22 protein-coding genes and 1 tRNA gene are annotated in these 23,105 nt (G+C 33.3%); 3 read left to right on the plus strand and 20 right to left on the minus strand.

Translation table 11 applies throughout. The features are described 5' to 3' along the window. Nucleotides 1-74 precede the first annotated feature (74 nt). On the minus strand, nucleotides 75-395 hold the full coding sequence (locus WFH39_RS13940; protein ID WP_336690364.1) for a hypothetical protein: 321 nt from the start codon (nucleotides 393-395) through the stop codon (nucleotides 75-77). A gap of 483 nt (nucleotides 396-878) precedes the next feature. Here WFH39_RS13940 and WFH39_RS13945 point away from each other — a divergent pair, with 483 nt between their 5' ends. Then, a complete protein-coding gene (locus WFH39_RS13945) occupies nucleotides 879-1,430 on the plus strand; it encodes a hypothetical protein (protein ID WP_336690365.1) in 552 nt (183 codons plus the stop codon). Nucleotides 1,431-1,630: 200 nt separating this feature from the next. Here the strand turns inward: WFH39_RS13945 and WFH39_RS13950 are convergent, their stop codons facing one another. The 5 genes from WFH39_RS13950 to WFH39_RS13970 form a co-directional block, all read right to left on the minus strand. Further along, nucleotides 1,631-2,056, minus strand: a complete 426-nt coding sequence (locus tag WFH39_RS13950; protein ID WP_336690366.1) for a hypothetical protein — start codon at nucleotides 2,054-2,056, stop codon at nucleotides 1,631-1,633. Nucleotides 2,057-2,353: 297 nt separating this feature from the next. Further along, nucleotides 2,354-2,536 (minus strand): hypothetical protein, encoded by a 183-nt coding sequence (locus tag WFH39_RS13955; protein ID WP_336690367.1) that lies wholly within the window; start codon nucleotides 2,534-2,536, stop codon nucleotides 2,354-2,356. A gap of 196 nt (nucleotides 2,537-2,732) precedes the next feature. Then, nucleotides 2,733-3,137: a hypothetical protein gene (locus tag WFH39_RS13960; RefSeq protein ID WP_336690368.1), complete on the minus strand. Its 405-nt coding sequence runs from the start codon at nucleotides 3,135-3,137 to the stop codon at nucleotides 2,733-2,735. Nucleotides 3,138-3,167: 30 nt separating this feature from the next. Next, nucleotides 3,168-3,740, minus strand: coding sequence for a hypothetical protein (locus tag WFH39_RS13965; protein ID WP_336690369.1), 573 nt, complete (start codon nucleotides 3,738-3,740; stop codon nucleotides 3,168-3,170). A 694-nt stretch (nucleotides 3,741-4,434) separates the two neighbouring features. Continuing rightward, the gene (locus tag WFH39_RS13970) at nucleotides 4,435-5,454 is read right to left on the minus strand and encodes a pYEATS domain-containing protein (RefSeq protein WP_336690370.1); all 1,020 of its coding nucleotides are present in this window, start codon (nucleotides 5,452-5,454) and stop codon (nucleotides 4,435-4,437) included. 423 nt (nucleotides 5,455-5,877) lie between these two features. Between WFH39_RS13970 and WFH39_RS13975 the strand changes: the two genes are divergently transcribed. Then, a complete protein-coding gene (locus tag WFH39_RS13975) occupies nucleotides 5,878-6,312 on the plus strand; it encodes a cold shock domain-containing protein (protein ID WP_214590439.1) in 435 nt (144 codons plus the stop codon). A gap of 41 nt (nucleotides 6,313-6,353) precedes the next feature. On the opposite strand, the gene WFH39_RS13980 is transcribed toward WFH39_RS13975, so the two are convergent. The 4 genes from WFH39_RS13980 to WFH39_RS13995 all read right to left on the minus strand — a co-directional run bounded on the left by WFH39_RS13980 (nucleotide 6,354) and on the right by WFH39_RS13995 (nucleotide 9,997). Next, complete coding sequence (locus tag WFH39_RS13980) at nucleotides 6,354-7,451, minus strand: nucleotidyltransferase domain-containing protein (protein ID WP_336690371.1); 1,098 nt, start codon at nucleotides 7,449-7,451, stop codon at nucleotides 6,354-6,356. A 4-nt stretch (nucleotides 7,452-7,455) separates the two neighbouring features. Further along, on the minus strand, nucleotides 7,456-8,367 hold the full coding sequence (locus tag WFH39_RS13985; protein ID WP_336690372.1) for a hypothetical protein: 912 nt from the start codon (nucleotides 8,365-8,367) through the stop codon (nucleotides 7,456-7,458). 3 nt (nucleotides 8,368-8,370) lie between these two features. Further along, nucleotides 8,371-9,081 (minus strand): hypothetical protein, encoded by a 711-nt coding sequence (locus WFH39_RS13990; protein ID WP_273079158.1) that lies wholly within the window; start codon nucleotides 9,079-9,081, stop codon nucleotides 8,371-8,373. 106 nt (nucleotides 9,082-9,187) lie between these two features. Continuing rightward, nucleotides 9,188-9,997, minus strand: a complete 810-nt coding sequence (locus WFH39_RS13995) for an SDR family oxidoreductase (RefSeq protein ID WP_336690373.1) — start codon at nucleotides 9,995-9,997, stop codon at nucleotides 9,188-9,190. A 97-nt stretch (nucleotides 9,998-10,094) separates the two neighbouring features. Here WFH39_RS13995 and WFH39_RS14000 point away from each other — a divergent pair, with 97 nt between their 5' ends. After that, entirely contained in the window at nucleotides 10,095-10,463 is a 369-nt protein-coding gene (locus WFH39_RS14000) for a MerR family transcriptional regulator (protein ID WP_336690374.1), read from the plus strand. 47 nt (nucleotides 10,464-10,510) lie between these two features. Here the strand turns inward: WFH39_RS14000 and WFH39_RS14005 are convergent, their stop codons facing one another. The 10 genes from WFH39_RS14005 to WFH39_RS14050 form a co-directional block, all read right to left on the minus strand. Further along, nucleotides 10,511-13,447: a TrlF family AAA-like ATPase gene (locus tag WFH39_RS14005; RefSeq protein ID WP_336690375.1), complete on the minus strand. Its 2,937-nt coding sequence runs from the start codon at nucleotides 13,445-13,447 to the stop codon at nucleotides 10,511-10,513. A 109-nt stretch (nucleotides 13,448-13,556) separates the two neighbouring features. Further along, the gene (locus WFH39_RS14010; RefSeq protein ID WP_336690376.1) at nucleotides 13,557-14,309 is read right to left on the minus strand and encodes a tRNA(His) guanylyltransferase Thg1 family protein; all 753 of its coding nucleotides are present in this window, start codon (nucleotides 14,307-14,309) and stop codon (nucleotides 13,557-13,559) included. After that, a complete protein-coding gene (locus tag WFH39_RS14015; protein ID WP_336690377.1) occupies nucleotides 14,299-14,733 on the minus strand; it encodes an ATP-binding protein in 435 nt (144 codons plus the stop codon). Before WFH39_RS14015 ends, WFH39_RS14010 begins: the two co-directional genes overlap by 11 nt. 3 nt (nucleotides 14,734-14,736) lie before the next feature. After that, nucleotides 14,737-15,468 carry an ATP-grasp domain-containing protein gene (locus tag WFH39_RS14020; RefSeq protein WP_336690378.1) on the minus strand — a complete coding sequence of 244 codons (732 nt, stop codon included), beginning with the start codon at nucleotides 15,466-15,468 and terminating at the stop codon, nucleotides 14,737-14,739. A 16-nt stretch (nucleotides 15,469-15,484) separates the two neighbouring features. Continuing rightward, nucleotides 15,485-16,234 (minus strand): nucleotidyltransferase domain-containing protein, encoded by a 750-nt coding sequence (locus tag WFH39_RS14025; protein ID WP_273079166.1) that lies wholly within the window; start codon nucleotides 16,232-16,234, stop codon nucleotides 15,485-15,487. 132 nt (nucleotides 16,235-16,366) lie between these two features. Continuing rightward, the gene (locus WFH39_RS14030; RefSeq protein WP_336690379.1) at nucleotides 16,367-18,337 is read right to left on the minus strand and encodes a hypothetical protein; all 1,971 of its coding nucleotides are present in this window, start codon (nucleotides 18,335-18,337) and stop codon (nucleotides 16,367-16,369) included. Further along, the gene (locus WFH39_RS14035) at nucleotides 18,324-18,647 is read right to left on the minus strand and encodes a hypothetical protein (protein WP_336690380.1); all 324 of its coding nucleotides are present in this window, start codon (nucleotides 18,645-18,647) and stop codon (nucleotides 18,324-18,326) included. Before WFH39_RS14035 ends, WFH39_RS14030 begins: the two co-directional genes overlap by 14 nt. 409 nt (nucleotides 18,648-19,056) lie before the next feature. Beyond that, nucleotides 19,057-20,808: a hypothetical protein gene (locus WFH39_RS14040; RefSeq protein ID WP_336690381.1), complete on the minus strand. Its 1,752-nt coding sequence runs from the start codon at nucleotides 20,806-20,808 to the stop codon at nucleotides 19,057-19,059. 302 nt (nucleotides 20,809-21,110) lie between these two features. Beyond that, nucleotides 21,111-21,219 (minus strand) — tRNA-OTHER (locus tag WFH39_RS14045). 261 nt (nucleotides 21,220-21,480) lie between these two features. Then, nucleotides 21,481-22,863: an RtcB family protein gene (locus WFH39_RS14050; RefSeq protein ID WP_336690382.1), complete on the minus strand. Its 1,383-nt coding sequence runs from the start codon at nucleotides 22,861-22,863 to the stop codon at nucleotides 21,481-21,483. Between the last annotated feature and the right edge of the window lie 242 nt (nucleotides 22,864-23,105).

Raw genomic sequence — 23,105 nt, forward strand, 5'->3', positions numbered from 1 at the left:
TTGCTCAAAGTTGAGAGACTTTGCGCAACGGGGTGTTGTTTTATCTTGTTCTTTGAAATCTTTCAGCCTGTTTTTTAGCTGTTTTCCAAATTAAACCTTAAGGCTTCTTTTATTAATTCATTTAAGTCATTCCATTGATTGCATTTTTTTAGATAGAATGGTTCCATCCAGTCATAATTTTTTATTATACAAACGCTAAAATGTCCTTCAATATCAAATGAAGCATACCATCCAACATCTAATACATTGCCATTTGCCAATTCAACTTGCAGCAAATCTTCTTTTAAATCGTCAATATTATTTTCAATGCCCAGCGATATATCTATTGTACTAAGATCATCAAACACTATTTTACCTTTATTTCCAATTATTTCTTGTATGTTGAATGATTTCATTATCGATTAATTTAAGTATCTGTTTAAATATTGCTAAATAAAAGTTTTACAGGTTTTTCTTAACTTTCTCAATTAAATAAACTTTGTTTATTCTTAAATTTAACATTAAGAATTTAAGCCAGTTAAGCTGATTCTAGTTAAGAAATCAATACATTGATTTTTATTAAGTTTTTTAAGCTAAAAGAGGCTTAACTCCTTAATGGTAAAAATAAATTATAAATTTGACACGCCTTAGACAAAACTCGCTTCGTAAAGTCTTAAAACTTTACAAAGCGGGAGAGTCATATTAATTTTGAGCAACCGACATGGTTAGATATTTTTATAAATATATCATTTCTACACAGAAAAATATTACGAAAAACCATAACATTTAATTATTATCAATCCGATGTTTTAAATCACATACTCATTCATCATTAGATTTTAAATAAATAATAAGATCATTTCAAAATAATTTACATAACATTGCAAAAAAAATATTCCATGAAAATTTTCAAATTTATTTCAGTTGTAACTGCAATTGTATTCTTCGGGGTTACTGCCAATGCACAAAAAAAGAAACCGGCAGCAGCTTCAAAATCAGGACCTATCGAAATGCCCGCAGGCACGGAAACTCAGTCGATCCCTAATGAAGAAAAATTCACAGATATGATTATGAAAATCAATGAAGCCGTTGTTTTTAAGTATGATAATAGTTATAAAAATGCAGATGTATACATTATGAAGAATGGTAAGGAAACATTGATGTACAAGGTAAAATCCAGTGATACGGGGGTGGATAAAAAACTGAATGCGAGAGTCTATAATAAGAAAGTATACAGCGCCGACGGAAAACAACTTTTATTTATCTATGAGACGGAAACTGCTGTGAGCAGTTTAATAAAGTTCATTTTCAATTTCCCGGAAAAGAAATCTCTTATTCTTGATTTTTCAAATATATATGAGCATGATGCCTACACCATGGGTAAATCAGAAACTTTTGAAAAGTATCCTGTTTTTTATTATTATTCGTTTTATACGAATGCGAAAAAATGATTTACGTCCCATAAAGTTACTGTTCCGGAAATCAGGAAATCTTCCATAGAAAGAGAAGAATTTGTATAGGATTTTATGAAGAAATGGGATATAACCAAAGCATTTTTGAGCTTGGAAGTACAGCGCGGATTGTAAATCCGCGCTATCAGGTGTTTTTGTTGATATTACAGGCACGGATTACAAATCCGCGCTATCGAGAATTAGGAAGTTGACAATATCGTATAATCTTCTATTTCCCAATAATTATCATGCAATTTTAGTTTAAATACAGCATTTCTACCGTAATAATCTTTTTTTATATGATGGTCAACAAAAACTAATGCTCTTTTTTTAGAAGGATCAAATACAATCTCTGAAAAATATACTACTCCTATCTCACATTCATTTGTATGTTTATCATACTCTGCCAGATCCAGTACTTTTGCGGTACACAAATTAAATTGATTTGCTTTTATAGAACTTCGTGTACTTAATTTTTTAATAATATCTGTATTATTGGAAAATTCTTTTAAAAGCTCCTTCCTACTTTTTATATAATTTATAGGAGCTTCGGGATGACCTGTAATAAAATTTTTACTACCTGTAACAAAATCTGTATTTTTATTTTTAGTAGAATCTATATACAAATTGCAAAATTTTTCAGGATGATTAAAAATTTCGTTGTGGGCTTTTGTCTTCTCTTCGATATATAAATCCTCATTATGAACTCTTAAACTATCAAAATATTTTTTTTACCTAAATAATCTTCTCTAAAAAAATAAGGTATCAACTGATCTGTTAAATCATTATATAGTTTTACATTAGTATCGGTAGATTGGCTTACACATTTTTTCATTTCCTCCTTACAATTCGTAAGTAATAAAGAGGATAATAAAATCATAACTATTTTAGTTTTAAAATTCATATTGTTTAGGGATTTTGGGTTAATAACATCCATTGATGACGTAGCCATACAACATCATTTTTTTTTCTCTTATACAATAATCTAAAGAAGAAACTACGATATCTTTATAAACTTTTCTTGTAAAAATATCTATCAAATCTACTGCTGTACAAGTAATAAAATGCGGTTTTTCCTGATCTTTTGTAATATAGCCTTCTTTCATTTAGTATTGTTTTAATTTTTGCTCAAAGTAAGGAGACTATCAGAAACGGGATAAATTTAAAAAAATTGTTTGGGTTTGATATTGCTCAAAGTCCGGAAACTTTGCGCAGCGCGGTTTGGGAGTACAGCACGGATTTCAAATCTGCGCTATCGAAAGGTTTTCAATAAGCTGTAACAGCCACGACTTTATTTGACAGTTAAACTTTTACATAGTACAGAGGTTTTCCCAGCTTATCTTCAAGATGCCTTATATAATCATCCTCTGTTAATCCAATGTTGTATTTTTCCCAAGGGGCAGTTAAAGTCTCAGTTTTTTTAAGATATGTGTTTATCAATTCCAATATTGACTTCCTGTTCAATGGTTCTCCCTGATAGTTTGTTAACCTTTCAGATTCTTCATGGTTACTAATCGTATTGTATAACATCAATAATTGATGTTTAAAGTTATTTTCTCCAAACAGAATAATCGAATTTTCCAGTGTGGTATTTAACCAATGTGGAAAATGAAAAACAGGAGTATACACTTTGTAAGGTTCTCCCCAATCGAATTTCTTTTCTTCAATCTTGCATTGGGGTACTGTGCTGTCGTCTGTATCATTCATGTTATTTCTGCTCTCAAAAAGTATTTGTATTTAAGAAAAGATTTCAAGGGGCTTCAGGGTGATTTTATCGATATCAACGGATTCTATTTTTTCTAAGTGGATGAAAAATTCGATCCAGCTAAGGATATGTTCTTCTTTAAGTGAATAAACATTTAATTTCCAGATTCCAGCTGGTATTTCTATCAATGGTAATTCATATTTAAAGTATTCTTCTTTTGTTTTATCTCTGTTCCCGTTTAAAATGTTTTTAAGGGGTAATGAACTGTCGATATGGGCTTCTAAATCACCGTTATGATGATGGCACATCTGGGTAAAATCTGCATGAGAAACAGCGCGGATTTGATCTCCGGGTGCTACCTTTAAGTAATTGTAAGAATCGTGAAATTCCCACCTATTGCTGTCTATTTCTTCTTTGTTAAAAGTAAAATCGACCTGTTCTACTGCTTCATCAGTAGTAATAATGTGGATGATTCCCTGTTTTAATAATTCTGATAATCCATCGGGATAATCGTAATTGAATTCTTTATCCGAATAATAGTTTTTACACCTGGTGGTATTGGCAAAAATAAGTACGCCTTCTGTATTTAATCCTTCGAGAACCATGGTCTGTTTGTTTAAAAATTATAGAGAGAACTTTAAATGGGCAGAGTTTCTGAATTTTATTATGCAGAATTTCTACTGGGGAAAGTTTTATCTCCTGAGCAAATTAAGTATAATTATGATATTTCGCAAACCTGTTTTTTACAGAGAAGCGGTATTCGCAATAAGCCCGGCGTTCCGTAGGAACGCTATCTTTAAAACATTGCCGCATTAAAGATACCAATCCTACGGATTGATTGACGGATTTATTTTTATTTCTACACAGATTCTGCTCCTAAAGGAGCAGTCTTTTTATTCTTTTAAACCATTTAATCATTAAAAAGGTTTATCTGTTTAGACACCATATTCGCAATAAGCCCGGCGTTCCGTAGGAACGCTATCTTTAGAACATTGCCGCATTAAAGATACCAATCCTACGGATTGATTGACGGATTTATTTTTATTCTACACAGATTCTGCTCCTTTAGGAGCAGTCCTTTTATTCTTTTAAACCATTTAATCATTAGAAAGGTTTATTTGTGTAGACACTATATTCGCAAGGCGTTCGTTCCGTAGGAACGCTATCTCTAGAACATTGTCGCATTAAAGATACCCATCCTACGGATTGATTGCCTGATTTATTTTTATTTCTCCACAGATTCTGCTCCTTTAGGAGCAGTCTTTTTATTCTTTTAAACCATTTAATCATTAAAAAGGTTTATCTGTCTCTAAATTCCTGTGGAACGCCGGATAATTCTGCCAAATCTATTTCTAAGCGGGTATTTCCCTCATCTGCTTCAGCTCCTGCGGTGAATGCTCCATACACTTTATTTAAAACCAGCCTTGCAATTCCGTCAGTAACCGCAATGATGGGGTTGTCATTGTTAAAAGTGGGGTGTAAATGGAATTTAACAAACCCGGTAAGAGGATTTGCCGGATTTGTACTGCATACTTCAAGGGTTACTTTATATAAGGAAGGATTTTCTGAAGGTTCTATTTTTGCCGTAATTTTTCTTTCATTACATTCAGATTTTCCGCCCCATTTTGATTTTTGAGGATCATCCGGGTCATTGGCAGCAATATTGTTTACTTCTGCTTTTACTTCATCAAACTTTTCAGAGATTGTTTTTCCGCCGCCTAAATCGGTCATTTTTTGCTGTGTATCATTAATGACTTCAGCCATTGCATTGACTTTTTTATCTAAATCGTCTTCCACTTTTTTTACCATACCGATAAAATGAAGTCTTGTCCACAGATAAACGGATAAGAAGCCAATAATCAGAAAATACAATATTACAGCAATGGCTATTTTTTCACCAGACTCTTTGTTCTGAAATATTATCGAAAAATATTTTCCAACCCGCGCTAAAAATTCAGGAATATTATTCAGTTGGGTTAATCCCACTCCGACAATAATCTTTGTAAGCCAGTCGCTGATCTGAACAAGATTATCATTTTGCGTAACTGAAGGTTTTCTGTCATGATTATTTGTATCTGAATTTAAAATTTTTGGTACTCCAAATAAAAATCCTGAAAGTCCCCCAATTCCAAAACTGGCTCCTCCAATAAAGATGCATGCTCCTGTAAGTTCCAGATAAGCCATTATTCCTCCTTTCATATTCAAGGTGTTTAAGCCGATAAGAAAGCAGATTACTATTCCGACAATAATGGAAAAGAGTAAGAAATCCCAAATGCTTTTAAGATCTCTGTTTTTTTGTTTTAATGTTAATTCTGGCATGATTATCAATTTTCTTATACGAATTTCTTATATATTTCAGAATTAATCCATTCCTATTTTGTGTGATTTTTTGCAGGAATCTTCGGATTACTTTTTCATTTCGCTTCATTTAAAATCCAATCTCTAAAATAAATTGAAATTCAATGAATTGAATTTTCCAAGATTTGTCTGGTGTGCTTATTTTTCGTATATTTGTTACCTTATTAAAAGAAATCTCTGTCTTTACTTTCTGTGATCGTTTAGAATATTTTATTTACTTCCGTTTCAATTTATGTCTTTTTAAGGGCATTCACATTAATAAAAGCACTCAGAAACCCTTTAATAACAGGTTCGGAATTTGGTTGACAGAATCACTGAGAAGGGGAGGAACCCTGATTTTTCCGAAGCTTCAAATAACTGTAAAATAAAAATTCAATAAAATATATGGCAGATTCTTTCTCTAAAAAAGAAAATTTCAAGAAGAAACAGCAAAAACTAAAAGAAAAAGCAATGCGCCGTGAAGAGCGTAAGGAAAATAATGATAAAGGGAAAAGCCTGAACGAAATGTTCATGTATGTAGATGCGAACGGACAACTTACTTCTACACCACCGGATCAGGCTGAAAGAGAGGAAATTGATATCAACAATATCCAGTTGGGAGCAGCTCCTATTGAAGCTGAAGAAACTGTAAAAACAGGAATTGTAACTTTTCTAAGTGAAAAAGGATACGGTTTCATTACGGAAGATAAGACTAAGGAAAATATCTTTTTCCACAATAATAACTGCATCGACCAGATTAAGAAAGGGAATAAGGTTTCTTTCGAAAAGGAAAAATCTCCGAAAGGTTTTTCTGCAACGGAGATCAGACTGGTAAAATAAGTATCGGACAATAGATAAAATAAAGCTTCAGAAATGAAGCTTTATTTGTTTTTATAGAGTTCCTCCCGGATCTGAACTAAGATTTTTGTGGTTTTTTCCAGATCCGGAAGATCGGGCAGGGCAGAAGCTGCATGATGTTCTTCAATGGAAGCAATAAGGTCTTCGGCTTTTTTCATGACCTGTTCGTAAGACCAGTTTCCGGCTTTGATGTCTAACAGTTCTTCGCGGTTGTCGACACGGATATTGAGGGAATTGTTTTTAAATATCTGTTCGCAGGACTGTAATAAGCGGATGGTGTGCATCATATTTTTGCTGTCGTAATTCTGTCCGTGGTTCTGGTTGACATTGTAGCGGTCTTCATTTCTTTCGGAAACCCACTTCCAGTATTCGCGGTAATCTTTGCAGTAGGTGGAATAGGCATCGAGGTTGCAGAAGAGATAGGCAAGGGGATGTTGTCCTTTGGGAACGGAGGAAACAGAGACCTGATTGGCTTCCAGATTCTGAATGATTCCTTTGTATCTGAAATCGCCGGATTCATCGTAAAACAGAGCATACATTCCTTTGGTATTGTCGATGCTTACCAAGCCGCATTTTTCCTGTTGTAAACCACCCCGTCCTTCGGACACCCCTCCAGAGGAGGGGAATTTCTGCAGCCATTTTTTCAACGGAACGGAGCCCTGATCCTGCAAAATATAACAGAAATCGAGAATGGATTTTTTCTCTTTATCCATGGGGTTGAGGATTTTTTTGTTGAGTCCTTTTGCTTTTTTGATCTGGGAAACGGCATATCCGGCAAAGGTGTCTTTGCAGAGTCTGGAAAGGAAATCTTCGGGTTTCAGGAGATCCATTAAGGGATGTTTCTGTAAGATGCAGTCTTCCGGACTGGCGATAATTTCGAGGATATTGGGATTGTTTTTCTGTAACAGTTCGATGAGTCTCCCGATTTCGTAATAAGTAATGTCGTTGGTTTCATTGGAAATCTGGGGAATATAGTTTAACCCGAAAAAGTCTTCTTTCGGTAAATAATACACGCCACGAATGTCTGTATCAGAATTTTCTGTTGCCAATCCGAAAGAGCGGCTTCCGGAGATGGCTTCGAAAAGGATGAGGTTTTTGTTTTTAAGGTCTTGGATGGTCATTTAATTATCCTTTAAAAAGTTTAAATATTTCATAATTTATTTTTTTTACTTTGTTTATGAAATATGTTTTACGTTTGCCTTTTGAGAAAATTACTTTTGAATAAAAACGTCCATCAATAATCATGTATTCGTCATCTTTTATAGGAATTGAAGTGAAAACACATTCAAGTTTATCATTTAATTCATTGAAACATTTATTAATAAATGATAAATCTATTTTTTCAGAAATAAATTTTTTTTCTAATAAAGAGAATGTGTTTTGTGCTTTATCCAAAAGAGATTGCAATGCGTTTGAATTTTCTGATTCGTGAAATTCGTTAAAATATTTATCAGTAATGTATTTAATAAATTCCGGATGATAGAAAGTTTTATACTCTTTAAAGTTCCTAATAGCTAAATAAATTGGATCTTGGGAATCGTCTTTTAAATTGGCACACCGAACTTTAATAGATTCAGGAATTTCAACTCCATATTTAATCTTTAAATGTTCAACATGTTTTAGAAACTCATTTTCTTCTTTGTAGGTGACTTTCACTTCACCTCTTGCGATGTTTTCAGTAACACTGACGTAATGCGGATTTTGTCCTTTCTGCCATATTCCATCTCTAAAGATTATGGTGAAATATTTATACTCAGCTCTATTTTTAGCATTGAAGCTGATATCCAATGTGTCTTTTTCCTTTGGAAGATATTCGAAATCAAAAATATTACCTTCATTAAGTTTTGATATTATGTTTTGTGCGGAGATTGTATTACTAAAATCTTCTACGGGTTTTACAAAGCTTGCGAAAAAGAATGGATTTTTTTCCTTGTAGCCAACGTATCTATTCAAAGACCAAATGTATATATTTTTTATTTCAAAAATATCTCCTTCAGTACAAGTGCAGAATTGTAATTCAGTATTCGGTGTACACATAATTTAATCTAAAAAATAGGGTGAAAAATCAATTCCCTGAAAACAGCCTGCCATTGGTAAAACGTTATCGCCGTTCATGGTGACTTCATATTCTTCGCAGGTGAGCTGTGAAACTTTCTGATACCAGCTTTTCTGGTGTTCTTTCTTAATGTTGTCTAATTTAATTAAACAATGCAGTCCGCCATTGGTTTTGATAAAGGTAAGACAGTCGGGGTTTAAACAGTCTGCAATGTCTTCTCTGAATTTATCAATGGCTTGTTGATGGTTTTCTATGCGGAAATCAATATCGAGATCAAAGAATATTTTTCGTGAAGTGGTGGTCTGAATAAGATTTAAAGCCAACGTATGGGGATTGATGGCGTTATCTTTCCGGATGAGTTTTTCCGAAATTTCTTTCATTAAAAACAATGAAGCATTGTGAAGGTCGCGCGGGTTGGGAGTAATGTAAATAGCGAGGTTATCCTGCGAAACTTCAGTATTTCCGGATTCATACAAGCCTGCCGGAATTTCGAGCTGTCTGATTTTATGAAGCAGTCTTTCTTTGGTTGAGGTAAATCTTTTTAACTGTGCTTTATCTGCTTTCAGTCCTGTTTCGGGGTTGTATTTTTTTCTTGCGAGAAGGGCAACGTAATATTGTTCATTGGGCAGTAGTTCAGGAAGCCAGTCTATGAATTGCTGTAATTTTTCTTCGTTGTGTATGATTTTGTAGTTCATTGGTTTTTAATTTGTGTCTGAAGGTTTGTAAGTTTGACTTCTACAGCAAAGAAAATAAAAATTAAATAAAAAAACCGGACAATTTTTAAAGTCCGGTCTGTTTTTGTTAGTTTTCAAAAAAACGTTTTTTGTTTTCTTCGAAGAATACCTGATCTCCGACCTGTCTGCGGAGTGCGATGGTTTGTTTGGAATCTTCTCCTGCGAAGTAACGGAGTTGGTTTTTACCGTCTGTTGCTGCTTCGTACACAACTTCTGCAATCTGCTCCGGAGTGGAATACTGGAAAACCCTGTTGGGATCTCTGAAGACTTCCCAGACTTTTTCCGTCATTTCCTGATAGGCAGGATGCGCTCCCATATCGAGAGAACGGCTTGCAAAATCGGTGGAAATTCCGCCCGGCGCAATGGTTTTGATGGTGATTCCGAAAGGATTGAGTTCAAATGCCATACTTTCTGACCAGCCTTCGAGAGCCCATTTTGTAGCGTGATACAATGAGGCTAAAGGGAATGCAACGTGACCGCCAATGGAAGTGGTGGTTAAAAACAATCCTTTTTTATGTTCTCTGAAATAGGGGATGAAAGCCTGTGTTGTACGGATCACACCCCATAAATTGGTTTCAAACTGTTTGTTGATCTGCTCTTCGGACAGTCCTTCCAATGGTCCCATTAATCCGTATCCTGCATTGTTGAATACGACATCTACACCGTCCTGAATTACTTTTTCAGCGACTTCTTTTATTTCCTGCGGATTGGTAACGTCCAGTTTCATCACTTTGATGTTGGGAATGGAAGAGAGTTCTGTATCGTTTTCGGGGGTTCTCATGGTTGCGACCACGTTCCAGCCTTTTTCTGCGAATAGTTTTGCGGTTGCTTTACCTAATCCGGTAGAAGCTCCTGTAATGAAAATAGTTTTTGACATCGTTTTTAAATTTTGTTGAAACGAAATTAATATTTACTTTTGAAACCTAAAAGTGTATAGTATACTGTATGGTTTTAATTTTAACGAAAATTTAACAATGAAGTATTTAATCAACCAGCTTTCGAAGGCAACGGAAATCCCGATCGGAACGATCCGCTTCTATGAAAAAAGCGGTTTAATTGCGGGTGAAAAAGATGAAACGATAAAAAGCAACAACTACACGTATTATTCTGAGGAGGTTATCGAAAAGCTTGATTTTATAAAGGAAGCCAAATCTGTGGGGTTTACTCTGGCAGAAATTAAGGACTGTATGGATGCATGGTTTGAAGACCGCCTGAATACGGAGGACAAAATTAAGCTGATGGATGATAAGATTGCGCAGATCGATGTGAAAATAGAGGAAATGCAGCAGTTAAAGGAAAAACTGGCGTACGCGAAGGAAGTGATCCGGAATGGGGAGTGCTGATTTTTAAAAACTCCATCCAAAAGATGGAGTTTTTTTGAATTTTTATTTTAAAATCCATATTTTTCTTCTCGCTTTTTGAAAGCTTCTTTTCCTCCCTCCACAATTTCTGTGATATGTTGTCTAATTCCCATTGAATTCAAAATGTCAGTACCTTCTCTCTTGTCATAAGAATCTTCAAGAGCTCCATTAATATAATCAAAATCAAAATTACTTTCACCATCTTCTAATTGACTCTTCTGATTTGCCACAATAATATTTTCAGCATCAGCATTAACAACAATATTAGGATTATGAGTGACTAATATTATTTGTCTTTCTTTCTTTTTTTCTTTTAGATATTCTACTAATTCTCTAGATACTGATCTGTTATCTAGATTATCTTCTGGTTGATCTATTAAGATAGGTCCATTTTCTATACTTAATTTGATTATTAATTTCAATAGAACAAAACTCGCTTTTCCTGTTGACATTTTATGGATATCATCTCCTTGTGATTCTACGTCCCAATGATCAAAAAATAAGTCCGTAAATATTTTATCACATGCATCTGATTCTTTATTTCCTCCTTTTAATGTCAATTTTTTATTTTCTATTTTTTCAAATAATATTCTTAATGATTTTTCTATGTCATCATAAGTTATATCTTCTAATGAAGTTTTTAAATTGCCTTGAGTTGCTTCGTATAGATAATTAAAATCACTATAATTAAATCCTTTTTGATTAAATAAATTTGTAGTTATATTCCTAAATTCAGGAAAATTGTATTTAATACTTGGCTTTATTTCTAATTGTTCAGTCTTATTTTGTACTAAAGTAATTCTAGGCTTTAATTCTTCAATTATTTTTTCATATAATTTGAAATTGTTTTTAAAATCAATAAATATTTTTTCTTTTTGATCTATAATATTTTTATTAATAGACTCTATTTCTTTTTGAAATTGTTTTATTTCCGAAAGTTTTATTTCATCTGTAGAAATGCTTTTTTGAAGTATTTCCAGTTGTTTTTGATCTTCTAATTTATCTTGATAAGGTTTTATATCATTTTTTGTAGTTTGTAATTCATCTTTTGTCTCTTTTACTTTGTTATATAATAATGTACCTTCTATAAAATCATCTTTATCATCTTTGCTAATTTCATTTATAATTTGTTCTACACTATCAAAAGCTTCATCTATGAATTGAAGTTTTGATGTGTATTCATTTTTTATATCTTCTGTTTCTAATGATTCTAAAACAATTTTCTTTTTATTTCTATTCTCTAATAAAAACCTTTTGAGATCATCAAGATAATTATTTAATTTTTGCTGATCTGAAAATATTTTATTTCTTTTTATTTTGAGATCATTCATTTTATCTGTTAGATTTTTGTATTTCTCTAGTTCTTCAGGAGATAGTAATTTATTTAATTCTTCAATTTTCTTCTTATTGAAATTAATACCTTCTTCTAATGATTTTATATCGCCCTTTGCTAATATTTCTTGTTGCTTAATATGTAAATTTTCTTTCAAAGAGAAATAAAAATCTATATCCGCTCGTCTTTGTTTGTCATTTTTTTTAGCTTGTTCTACAAATTCGTCGTATTTTTTTCTATAGATATCTTTTTCTAAAATTAAATCTCTAATTAACTTTTTTAAAGTTGCTCCACTCTTTCTACTTTTATCAACTAAATTTGAAAGATGATTTTGAGGAATGTACTTAATACTAGTTAAAATACTTGATGAATATGGAACTCTATCTTTTATTCTTTGCTTGCTTCCCGAAAATAGTTCAACTTCAAAGTTGTAGTTTTCGTCAATTTCGTCTTTTGATATAACACTTAAATCATACAAATCTTTATAAATATTGTCTTGAGAATCTTTATATTTTAGTATATCATTTTTTAGCTTTTTTTCGTCTTCATCATTTGGTAGTATGTCTTTATATAAGGTCTTTGCTATTTCGTACAAGAGTATTGACTTACCTGAAGATTTTCCACCGATAATTACGTTTAAATTTTTATTAAAATAAATAGAATTGGGAGTGAATCTATCTTTTGATGATGTAAAAGTTACTTTACTAATCATCAAATTATCAAGTTTATCTGATTCTGGTCTATCTTTTTGTACTTTTACCCTTTCATTTGGTTCGTAGATAATCTGTTTTAAACCTTCAAAAGTTGGTTGTGCTTTAATCCAAGTGTTACAAAAATAATTTACTGATGGCTTTTTTATATTATTTTCATCAAATTCAAATGTGTCTAAAAAATTAAAATCGTGTATATCTAGGGAGTGCAATAATCTCTTATTTCCATATTCATTAAGCCAGTTTTGATTTTTTTCGTTCGTTTCAAAACCATTACTGAAAAATGCATCTACTTTTGAATACAAATCTTCCTTAAATGGTTTTAATTGTTGGTTTTTATCTAAATTACTCCATTCTTTGTAACCTAAAAATAATATTACCTTATCTTTCCACGTATCAGATTTAATTTTATTAAAGACAATATCTGTTGGAGGAATTAAATTTGCAAAGCCCGTACTTAAATCGTTATTTCCTTCAACAGTTAAATTATCAATTGACAACATCTTCGTTGAATGTCTATCAAGCTTTGTTATGGGAATTTGCTCGATGAATTCTTTTCTAACACAGTTTATTTCTTTTTTTAAATCAGCCTCATCTAAATTAAATAGAATATGCAGATTTATTTTTTGTAATTTACTTTCACTAGCGCTTCCAAATGTATCTATCCTAAATTCTAATATTGGAAAAATTTTTTCGATATTAGTTAATCTTCCATTTTGTTTATACTCCATTACTTTTTCGTACCCATCAATAAAGTAATAGTCAGTGATACCTATGACTTTGACGTCTGATGGGAGATTTTCTAAAGCATTTATAAATTTTTCCCAGCCATCGTTGTTGTTGCCGTAATTTTGATTGATGGATGCTGGAGTATGTATATGCAAATCCCACTTTCTCCATTCTGAACCTCTATTAATTGTCATAGCTTTTAGTTTTTTCCTAATATATTAATATTTCACGTAATTTCTCAAAACAAATATATTTTCTATTCTCCGAAAACCATTACGGCTTTCCGTAACCTCAAAAAATCAATCAAAAAAATCCCTTCAAAAATCCACGATATTCCTCGCGAATCATCAATTCCTTTTCCACAAACAATTCATTTCTTACACAATCCACCGTTTTCTGTGTTACAGGATTATAGCCTTGTTTGTTAACTTCCCTGTTAAATATTCCGACGCCACGTTTTTGCCAAGACGGAAGATCCTTGTAATTGATTCCGTATTGGAAAAGCAGTTCATTTTTATCGGATTGTGAGATTTTTTCAATTTTTTCAGTGGTTTGTTTTGCGTTGAATCCGTTGTTTCTCAATGTCCAGTAACAGTAGGCTGAAAGGGAATTTCTGTGGGAATCTTCCTGTCTCCAGCAAAAATAATCCGCGATCATTTCACGATTCGGAATGGAAATCGTTCTGCAGTCGAAAACACAGATTTCCTGAAACTGAAGGCTGAAAAAAGCACTCGCTTCTCCCGCCAGAACAGAATTGATCTTCCTTACTTTTCGACTGAAAGTCTGGTCATCTTTATGGATCAGCAGAGAAATTTCATCACTCTGCGTGTAACCGTACAACACTCTAAACCCGATGGAAAAAAGGTGTTTCGTCGTATCGATCATTGCCTGACTGAATTTCGAATCAAAAGGTTTTTCCAGCGACAGTTTTTCTTTGGTAAGTCTGGTAAATCCTCTTCCGTCGAGTCTCACGATAATAAAGTTTTCCGGCAGAATATACTGTTCCGAAAGGATTTCGTTTTTTCGCATGACCGCTTCAATTTCTTCAAATTTCATAACTGCTGATTTCAAATTTGTTCTCCCTTATTTTCACATGGAATATTTTGTCAAAACCTTCTTCAATTGAAGGCTTTTCGAGGTCTTTGTATTTTGCTTTTATTCCGATCTCGCTGATGGAGTCTTTTCTGTTTTTATTCCGCTCAAGACAATCCTGAATGCTGCTTTCAAAATAATATGCGATAATTTCATATTTGTTCTGTCGGGCAGATTCAATGTATTTTTTTCTGCTTTCTCTGGTCACATTCGTGTTATCAATCACCATTTTGGACTGTGTTTCAAAACAGTACTGAAGCAGTTTTCCTTCTTTGTTTCGGGTATTCAGCAAATCCATGCTGATCCTGATGTGCGAATTGAAAAAAAGCTCCTTGTAGAAGGAACTTTTTCCGCTTGCTGGAATCCCGATGAATATGATGATCTGCATTTTTTAATTTTTTATACAGCTTTCCACAATCACCTCCAATGCTTTCTCCGCATCACAATTATACAACCCCGAACACCAAGCCGGATTGGCTTCAATTAAAGCCCAGCCTTTTCCTTTGATGATCCCGAAATCCAGAACAATGGCTTTGGGAAGTGTTTCACCGTATTGTTGAATAAAATTTTTGAAAAAATCAAAAAGTTCTTTCTGTTCGTTTTCAGAAAGCGGATTGGTATCAAAAACGTCATTTCTCCAATAAGAAGAATGCGTTATTATTTGATTATTTAAGACAAAACATCTTACTTCCAGTTCCCATTCTACCACTTCGGAAATGAAAACCCTGCTTTCCAGATCCAGCGTGTCAAAACCTTTGATATTGGTAACTTTATCAAAAACCCCGGCTTTAAAACTTTTAAAATCCGAACATTTGATGAAAATATTTTCTTCATGCACGAAATCTTTCAGCTTTCCGTAAGAGATTTTTCTTTTGGTAAATTCCTCCGAAACTTTTGAAAGCCAGTCGTCATCGGGTTTTGTCAACGTAAAATTGCATTGTTCCGCCACAATTTCAGCATAAATATCTTCGCCATACACCGCAATCACGTCCGCACGAAATTCTTCGGGAACATTCCATTTTGCATTAAACCGACTCAACTCGTAGGGTGAATTGAGGGATGCTTTTTTCAGATTGTTGCTGTCTTCCGTGTACATGGGAGAGAGCGCGATGAGGTTTTTCATGGCATTATTTTTATTTCTAATGTATTAATATTTCTCTAAAAACCTTCTCCATTTCGTTTTTATCCGAATTTCCTCCTTTCAGGCTCTTTGCTCTTTCTTCATTATCCAGTATGGTTTTTTCTAAAAATCCGAAGAGTTCCCAGTCATTCGGATGATGGTAAGATTCTCCTTTGGTAGCTTTTAAAGCGATTAAATTTTCTATTTTCGTTCTTGTAAAATCATCGACCAACACCAACAATTCACTGAACAAAACAGGCGGAACCGTCCCTTTTTCCAATATCCATTTTCCGGTTAAAGTGGTTCGTAAACAGTAAAAGTAAGATTTCAGTTTCACCTCATCAAGTCTGCATGCTTCGAGATATTTTTTGCTCATGCTCGAATAGTGATAAAATACGGCTATCGGAGAAAAGCATTTGTCCGCCAAAGGTTTGAACAGGTCATAAAATTTTTCATTTTTCACATAAACGACAGGAGAGTAGAACCAGCTCAGCAAAGCTGCGTTTGACTTCAACAATAAATGGAACGTTTTTCTTAGATCCCATCCGGAACCGTCCAGATCGTCTTCGGTCATAAACTCTATGGTCTCGTCTTTATCCCACGGCGAAAGATACCAGTCTTTTTCGTGTCGGTATATGAAGCGTATATCGTAGTCGCTGTCCGGAGACGCAAATCCCCACGCGCGGCTTCCCGATTCTACGGCAAGCAGTATTTCTACACCGCGCTTTGCTTCGACTTCTTTTAGTTTTTCTATTATTTTGGGTGTCATTGTTTTTAAATTTTATACAAAATAAAAAACAAAATACGCAGTGTTTTTGCGTATTTTGTATTTAGAATATTTTTGATTTTAAGATGTAAAATAGAATAGCAATAAAAAGTTTCTTTTTAATTATGGTTATTTTTAACTTTCCGCAATAAGCAGATCAAAATATTCTTTTGCGGTTAGTGGACGAATATCACCAGAAGGAATTATTTCTTTTTCCATTTCACAGAAAAGCAAATCACCCTGTCTCTTTAGATATTTTATATACGGAATAACATTTTCATGAATCCTAAAAGTAGATGCTACTGCTTCTAAAGGATTTTCACTATATTGCTCTTCTATCCAAAGCCAATGCTCATTATCAGTAGAAGGACACCAGCATTTTAATGCAAATACTTTGCTGTTGCCTCTGAAACTGATGTTTTTAAAATTTCCAAAATCTGCCTCATAAACTTCATAATGATTTTCTCTTTTTACTAATTTGTCTTCTTTCTCTGTATACACAATATGATTTACTGCAATGGTTTGAGAGGCAATCTTTTTGGCACTGAGTCGTGTCATCATCTCAGAAAGATTTACAAATCTGAAAATAAACGCTCTAATTTCCTGATATCTAAAATTAAAAGCTTTGTCAAAGTTGAAAACAGAAGTAGATTCCCAAAGATCCTTTATACAAGATAAAACTTCATCCAGTCCTTCTCTATTTTCATCAATCCATTTATTGTGTATTATTCGAGCATGAAAGTTTTCGAAAGAAGAAAAATTCATTTTTATAATAGAAATGTATTCTTCTAATGGAAATTTTAATTTCTCTCCAATGTAATACCATTTTTTTGATATTTTTTCGTTATCATTTATTTTATAAGCAAAATTAGCTTCTAAATGTTTTGGCAATTCAAGGTACTTGATTTCATCTATTTTTATGAGACTTTTAGCGTTATTATTCACAAAATCTTTTACAAATTTTGGATTGTTATATGCTACAGCTTCTAAAAATCTAAGCTTTGGAAATTCATTTTTTATTTCCTCATCTATTAAGACCTTTCCATAAAGAAAAGTAAGGTTCGGAGTGTTTAAATAATTTAAACAATTACTGTAAGTCCAGGAATATTCAAATTTACTTTTTACGAAAATAAAATTATCCAAAGGATAATAAGCAGATGTAGTATAATTTAACCTACTTAAATTAATGGTATTTAGCTTTTTTGCTTCTAGATTTCCACTTAAAGAAATAGTATGGCTTGTTTTTTCTAAATTATTTATTCTTAAAATACTATGCTCTGCAATATAAAGTATCCCATAAGGATCAAATATTCTTTTACTTATATACTTTTTATAACTTTTTACTTTTAAATAATCTAAACAGGTTAGATATGGTAAGTCGCAATCCCCATATACTGAGATATTTCCTAAAATTGACTTTACGGGTAACTTACAGTTATAAAATTTGCAATTTCCTTCTATTTTTTCAAATTTAGGTGCATCAAAAATGTTTTTATTTTCAGAAAAAATAAGGTCGCCTTTTAGTTGTATTAAATTTGGTGCGTTCACATTTGCTTCGTCTAGCACCATATGACCTACCAATAATTTATTGGGTAAAATAACATCTGTATTTTGAAAGTATAAATTGCAGTGTCCTTCTTTTAAGGCATTATCTAATTGATTTTGGTTTCTAATAACTTTCCATTTGTAGCGAAATTCAGGAAAATCTGTTTTTATATTTTTCGAATTCATAAAACCTGATTTCTCTTCTTTACTCCTCACATTAGGCAAATGGAAACTGGTACAATAATTATTGAAATTTTTACCGATAACTTTCAAATTTGGCAGCCAGGTTCCATAATCTTTCACAGTTAGTTTGCCTCCAATTCTTTCCAACTTAGGGAAACTGTTGAATTTACCGTTAACTATAATTTTTTTATGTACAATTTTTAAATTTGGAAAATTACAGCCCATTGAAAATATTTTCAGGTATCCAACAATTTCTATTTGCAATATTTCTGCCTGATCCAAATAAATTTCTAGATTAAAGTTTCCATCAAGAGATAGTTGTCTCAAGTCTTCATGACTAAGAATTTTTATAGTAGGAAGATATTTAGTCAAAGGCATTTTCCATTAGTTTTGTTACGGGATTATATTCTTGCTGTACATATTTTATAACTACCGGAGAGTTTATTTTTATAAGTTTGTGTTCTTCATGGATAACCAAACCTACTCCGTCTATTTTCAGTAGTTCTGTACTTCCTTCTGTATATTTAATTTCAATTTTTTTTGAAAACAATACATGTGCATGTTTTGTTTTTTCTAAAATATGTTTTCTGAAATTATATTTTACTTTTTCTAAATTTTCATTGTCTACAGAAAAATTCCGTCTATTTTGTTGTCTTTTTGACCTTATTTTATGAGTGGGTATTTTCATCTTTTCAATTTTTTGTTGATTAAATTTAATTGATTTGATACAAAATAAAAAACATCCTGCGCAATCTTTTTACGCAGGATTATTTTATGTAAACTTTTCTAAACTTTTTTACCGCAAAAGGCAAAAGATTTTACATTTTAGTTTATTAAGTTTACTACTTAAATGGCAAGAAAGAGCAAATAAGTTAAAAAAATCAAAGATTTTTAAAAACTATTGTGAGCTTTTTCATTTATAATGATCAACTTTAATAAAAAAAATAGCAGATCTTTTGTGATTAAATAAAAGTTTAAACAGACTTGTTTTTATCATTCGCTGAACGAAGTTCCCTTGCGAACAAATAAATAAAATCATTTTAATAATTATAACTTTGCGTGTATTGCGTTAAAATTATCTAGCCTCAAAAATTTTATCATTTAAAAATCTTCGTAAAACTGTCTTTTTCCAGATTCTCCAAAGAAAAATCAAAGTCGGCATTTTCTTTATCATAAACGATTTCAGCCCCTAATTCCTGAATCAAAAGATTGAAGGATATCGGTTCATACCATTGCTGATACAATGCATTCGTTGCCATTACGGAAATTTCTGTATTTCCTGAAACATGAGCATGTCCTGCTCCGAAATTCAGCAGTACGAAACACTGTCTTCCGTCTTTTGGCAGCAACATTCCCAAAACGGTCTGTTTTTGTACGGATTGACATTTTGCTTCCGCAAAAAGATGGTTCGGATTCATCATATAATCGTAAGAAACGGCATCGCCTTTTCCGATAACAATTTTATATCCGCAGTCGCTGTTTCCGTTGAAAACGTTGTTCATTACCAGAGTCGGAGCCATTAAACCTCTGTTTGCGTAAAGATATTCTACAGCACCGTTTGGCGCAGAAGTGATATCTCCCGAATACATCAACTGACCAGAATTTTGGTTGTAAGCTGCATTCCATCCGATTTTTCCGGCAATATTTAATCCTGAAAGGTCCAAATCATAAGCTCCCCATGCATTTTCCCAGTAAATTCCGACCGCTAATCTTTCACCGAAAAATCTTGTTCCCGTCGGAATATTCCCTACAAACATCTTTTCAGAAGTCTGTAAGGCAAATTCTACATCTTCAGGGAAATAGAATTTCTTTCCTTCAAAACAATACTTTGATTTTAAATAGCTTACGATAAAATCGTAGTTCAGTTCATTCACAGAAGTTCCGATTGATTTTTTCGTCCATGATTTTCCGTTTCGAATTCTGTATACAAAAGTATCCTGACCATACATTCTGGAATAACAAGCCGATAAAGCTTTAAACAAAGCAAACGGAGTGGCATTTTCCAGCCAGTGCAGATCGCTGTTTTCCAGTAATATATTGGTTGCGTTATTCAATGGATTCGAAATTAATGGTTTGTGATAAACCTTTGACAGCTTCGAAATTTTATTAATCACCTTTGGCGCTCTGTTTTTATAGGCTAAAAATAAAGGCTTGAAACGGTTAAAAATTTCCGCCATTTTTTCCAGTCCGAAACTTTCAAAAAGATAGGTCGGATTAAATTTACTCTGCTTAATATCATTAATCAAATCATTGTTTTTAATTAATAATGTTTCTTTTGTGGTTTTGTAGATCACGTAACGCAAAAATTCAACATTATTTTCAGGATAAACGTCGTAACGGTCGGCAATTTTTATGATGGCTTCTTTGTTTCTGATATTTTCTTTTCCTGTAAAATCATATTCCAGTTCGTCGTGCAGAATAGATAGTAAATCATCAATCGTTTCTTCTTTCAGAGCGATTCCTGATCTTAGAATAGCAAGACATTTTTCCTGAAGTTCTTCTTCGGAGTAGGCTTTAATTACTTTGAAATTCAGCTTCAGATCCGGGATGTTCAACACTTCATCAGGAATGTACACTTCACCCTGAAATCTGCTTCCGTAGGTGGAAAAATAATGAAAGAGCTGTTCCATCAACAGTTCGAATCTTGTACTTTCTTTAATCTTCTGCCAAGATTTATGAAAGGTTTTGTTGAGATCGTTTCCGCTCAGCTTTTCTTTAGCGTAATAGGAAATAATTTCTTTTTTTGCCCATAGTGCAGAAGGTTCGATGATGAAACCATCCTGAGAAATAAATACTTCAGCATCCGATTCTTTTGACAGTACAGCGTTGAATAATTTTAATGTTTTCATTGTTTTTAGTTTAAAAAAATAAGTGAGGAGTAAGATTCATTAAAAGTGAAGTGTTATAGGAACTCCTTTTACCTATAATTTTTAAAAGGCGGGGAGTAATTTTCCAAATAATTTATAGGAACTCCCTTTGCCTTAAAGTTTTTTAAAAAGGCAGACACTTCGGCAAGCTCAGTGCGACATTTTTAGCTAAAATATTCAGCATTGAATTTTATCGGAGATAAAATCCTTGCGCCTTAACAAGTATAGCTTTTAAATAAATTGCGCCTTTGTATATATCTAACAATTTTTTTTCATTTTTTTTGAGGAACAGGCAGGACTCGAACCTGCGATACACAACTTTGAAGTTTACAGGAACTTTATTTGCCAAAAGCGAAAAGTAATCTGTTGCTCTACCATCTGAGCTACTGTTCCTACCTTATGATTAAAGGTTTTCATTAAACCCTACAGGCTTTTACACCTGCAAGGTTCGGTTATTAGTTTTCTTTTTGTTAACCCATTGTTCTTAATCCGTTAAAAAATTCCCATTGTCTGAAGCGCGCTTGCACTTTTGAACCGAAGAACTTATCTTGAATTCGCGCAAGTTTTGGGAATTTTAGGATTAAGTTTTAATTTTTAGCGGAAGTTTCCAGGTCTTGAACTTTTTGTTTCTTTTGTTTCAAGACAAAAGAAATTCTATGCTTTTCTAAACTTCTTCTTTTTCTTCCAAGGTGCATTCTTCTGAACATCACCCGCCATAATACATCCGTAAGGCATCACTTCATCCAGAACTTCACACAATCCGTATTCTTCAATCTGCGCTCTTACGTTTTTGGCACTTTTATAAGCAGTCGGAAGTTCAGAAATATCAATTTCATTGGTGAAGAAACGGATGTCTAATCCTTTGGTTTCTTCTTCAAAAACTTCTTCAATGGTTTTATGCGCCAACGATTTTTTATGCTGACTTCTGCTGAAATTTCTTCCCGCTCCGTGTGGTGCGAAACCTAAATTTCTTTCGTTGGTTGTTCCTTTTACAATCAAAACAGGTTCTGCCATATTCAAAGGAATCAATCTCGGACCTGTAATATCCGGCATAAATTTATCATCCAAAGGCGTTGCACCTTTCGCATGGTAGAATAAATCTCCATCTCTGAAAACAAAATTATGCTCGTTCCAGTATCGGTCTTCTTTCTCGATTCCTAATTTATTCAAAGCGGCATCATGAATGGAAATATGGTTTTCTTTCGTCCATTTTCTGATTAACTGCAAAGCTTCCCAATATTGTCTTCCTTCCTCCGTTTCATAAGGGATCCATGCGTTTTCTCTTAAGGTTTCAGGAGAAATTTCCATTCTGAACTGGTTCGCAACCTTCATTCCTTTATCATACAAAGCTGCTCCCGGAGCTCTTGAACCGTGGTGTGTTACGAGCATCGTGTTTCCGGTATTTTTTGAAATTCCGACAAACAGGAAATGGTTTCCGTCGCCCTGAGTTCCCATATGAGAACGTGCAATGCTGATTAATTTTTCGTCATTTAGGAAGTCATTCGCTCTGAAAGCATCCATCAATTCCTGAGACATTTCCATCTGTTCTCCTCTTGGTCTTCCTCCGTATCCGAAATGCGTGATGGAATGGGCTGCATCCAACACTTCTTTAGGATTTGCTTTTCCGAAATCCGTCAACATCACAGAACAGCAGATATCTGCGCTATGGAATCCTGGGTGAATCGCATTTTTTGCCACAACCACACCGCCAACAGGAATATGACCTGCAGGACCTGTAGGACAGGCATCCGGCATAATGGCTCCTTTTTCCAGAGTCGGCGTTTTCATCAGGACTTTCATCGTGTTGATTACTTTTTCCACGTTATCATTTTCACTTTCGTGTTCTGCTCTGATGTTGATCACAAAATCTTTTGCCGTTTCATGAAGCGGAATCAGTTCGGGCTGTTTAAACTGTTCCAGATATTCTTTTATCTGAGTTTCGTCTAAATTATTTTCGTTGATGAATTCAATCGCTTCTTTAAACCATTTCGCTGGTCTGTATCCTAATTCGATTAAATGATTTCCGTTAAATTCCATGTGTTCTCTCATTTTGATGATGCAAAGTAAGAACTAAAGTGTGCAATCTTTTTGCGCAGATAAAATTATTTTAATTATTTTTGAGGAATTAACCACAAAAGGCACAAAAGTTTGTTGACACATGAGTCACATGAGTCACATTAGTTTTAAGATTAAATGATTGAAGATATTTTAGAACACATCAGATTTAAAAATCAAAGATTTTTGTGAGGAACAAATAAAGCTCTAAAGTGGATATTGAA

It is taken from the genome of Chryseobacterium sp. MMO-72 (assembly GCF_037146035.1).
Lineage (GTDB): Bacteria > Bacteroidota > Bacteroidia > Flavobacteriales > Weeksellaceae > Chryseobacterium > Chryseobacterium indicum.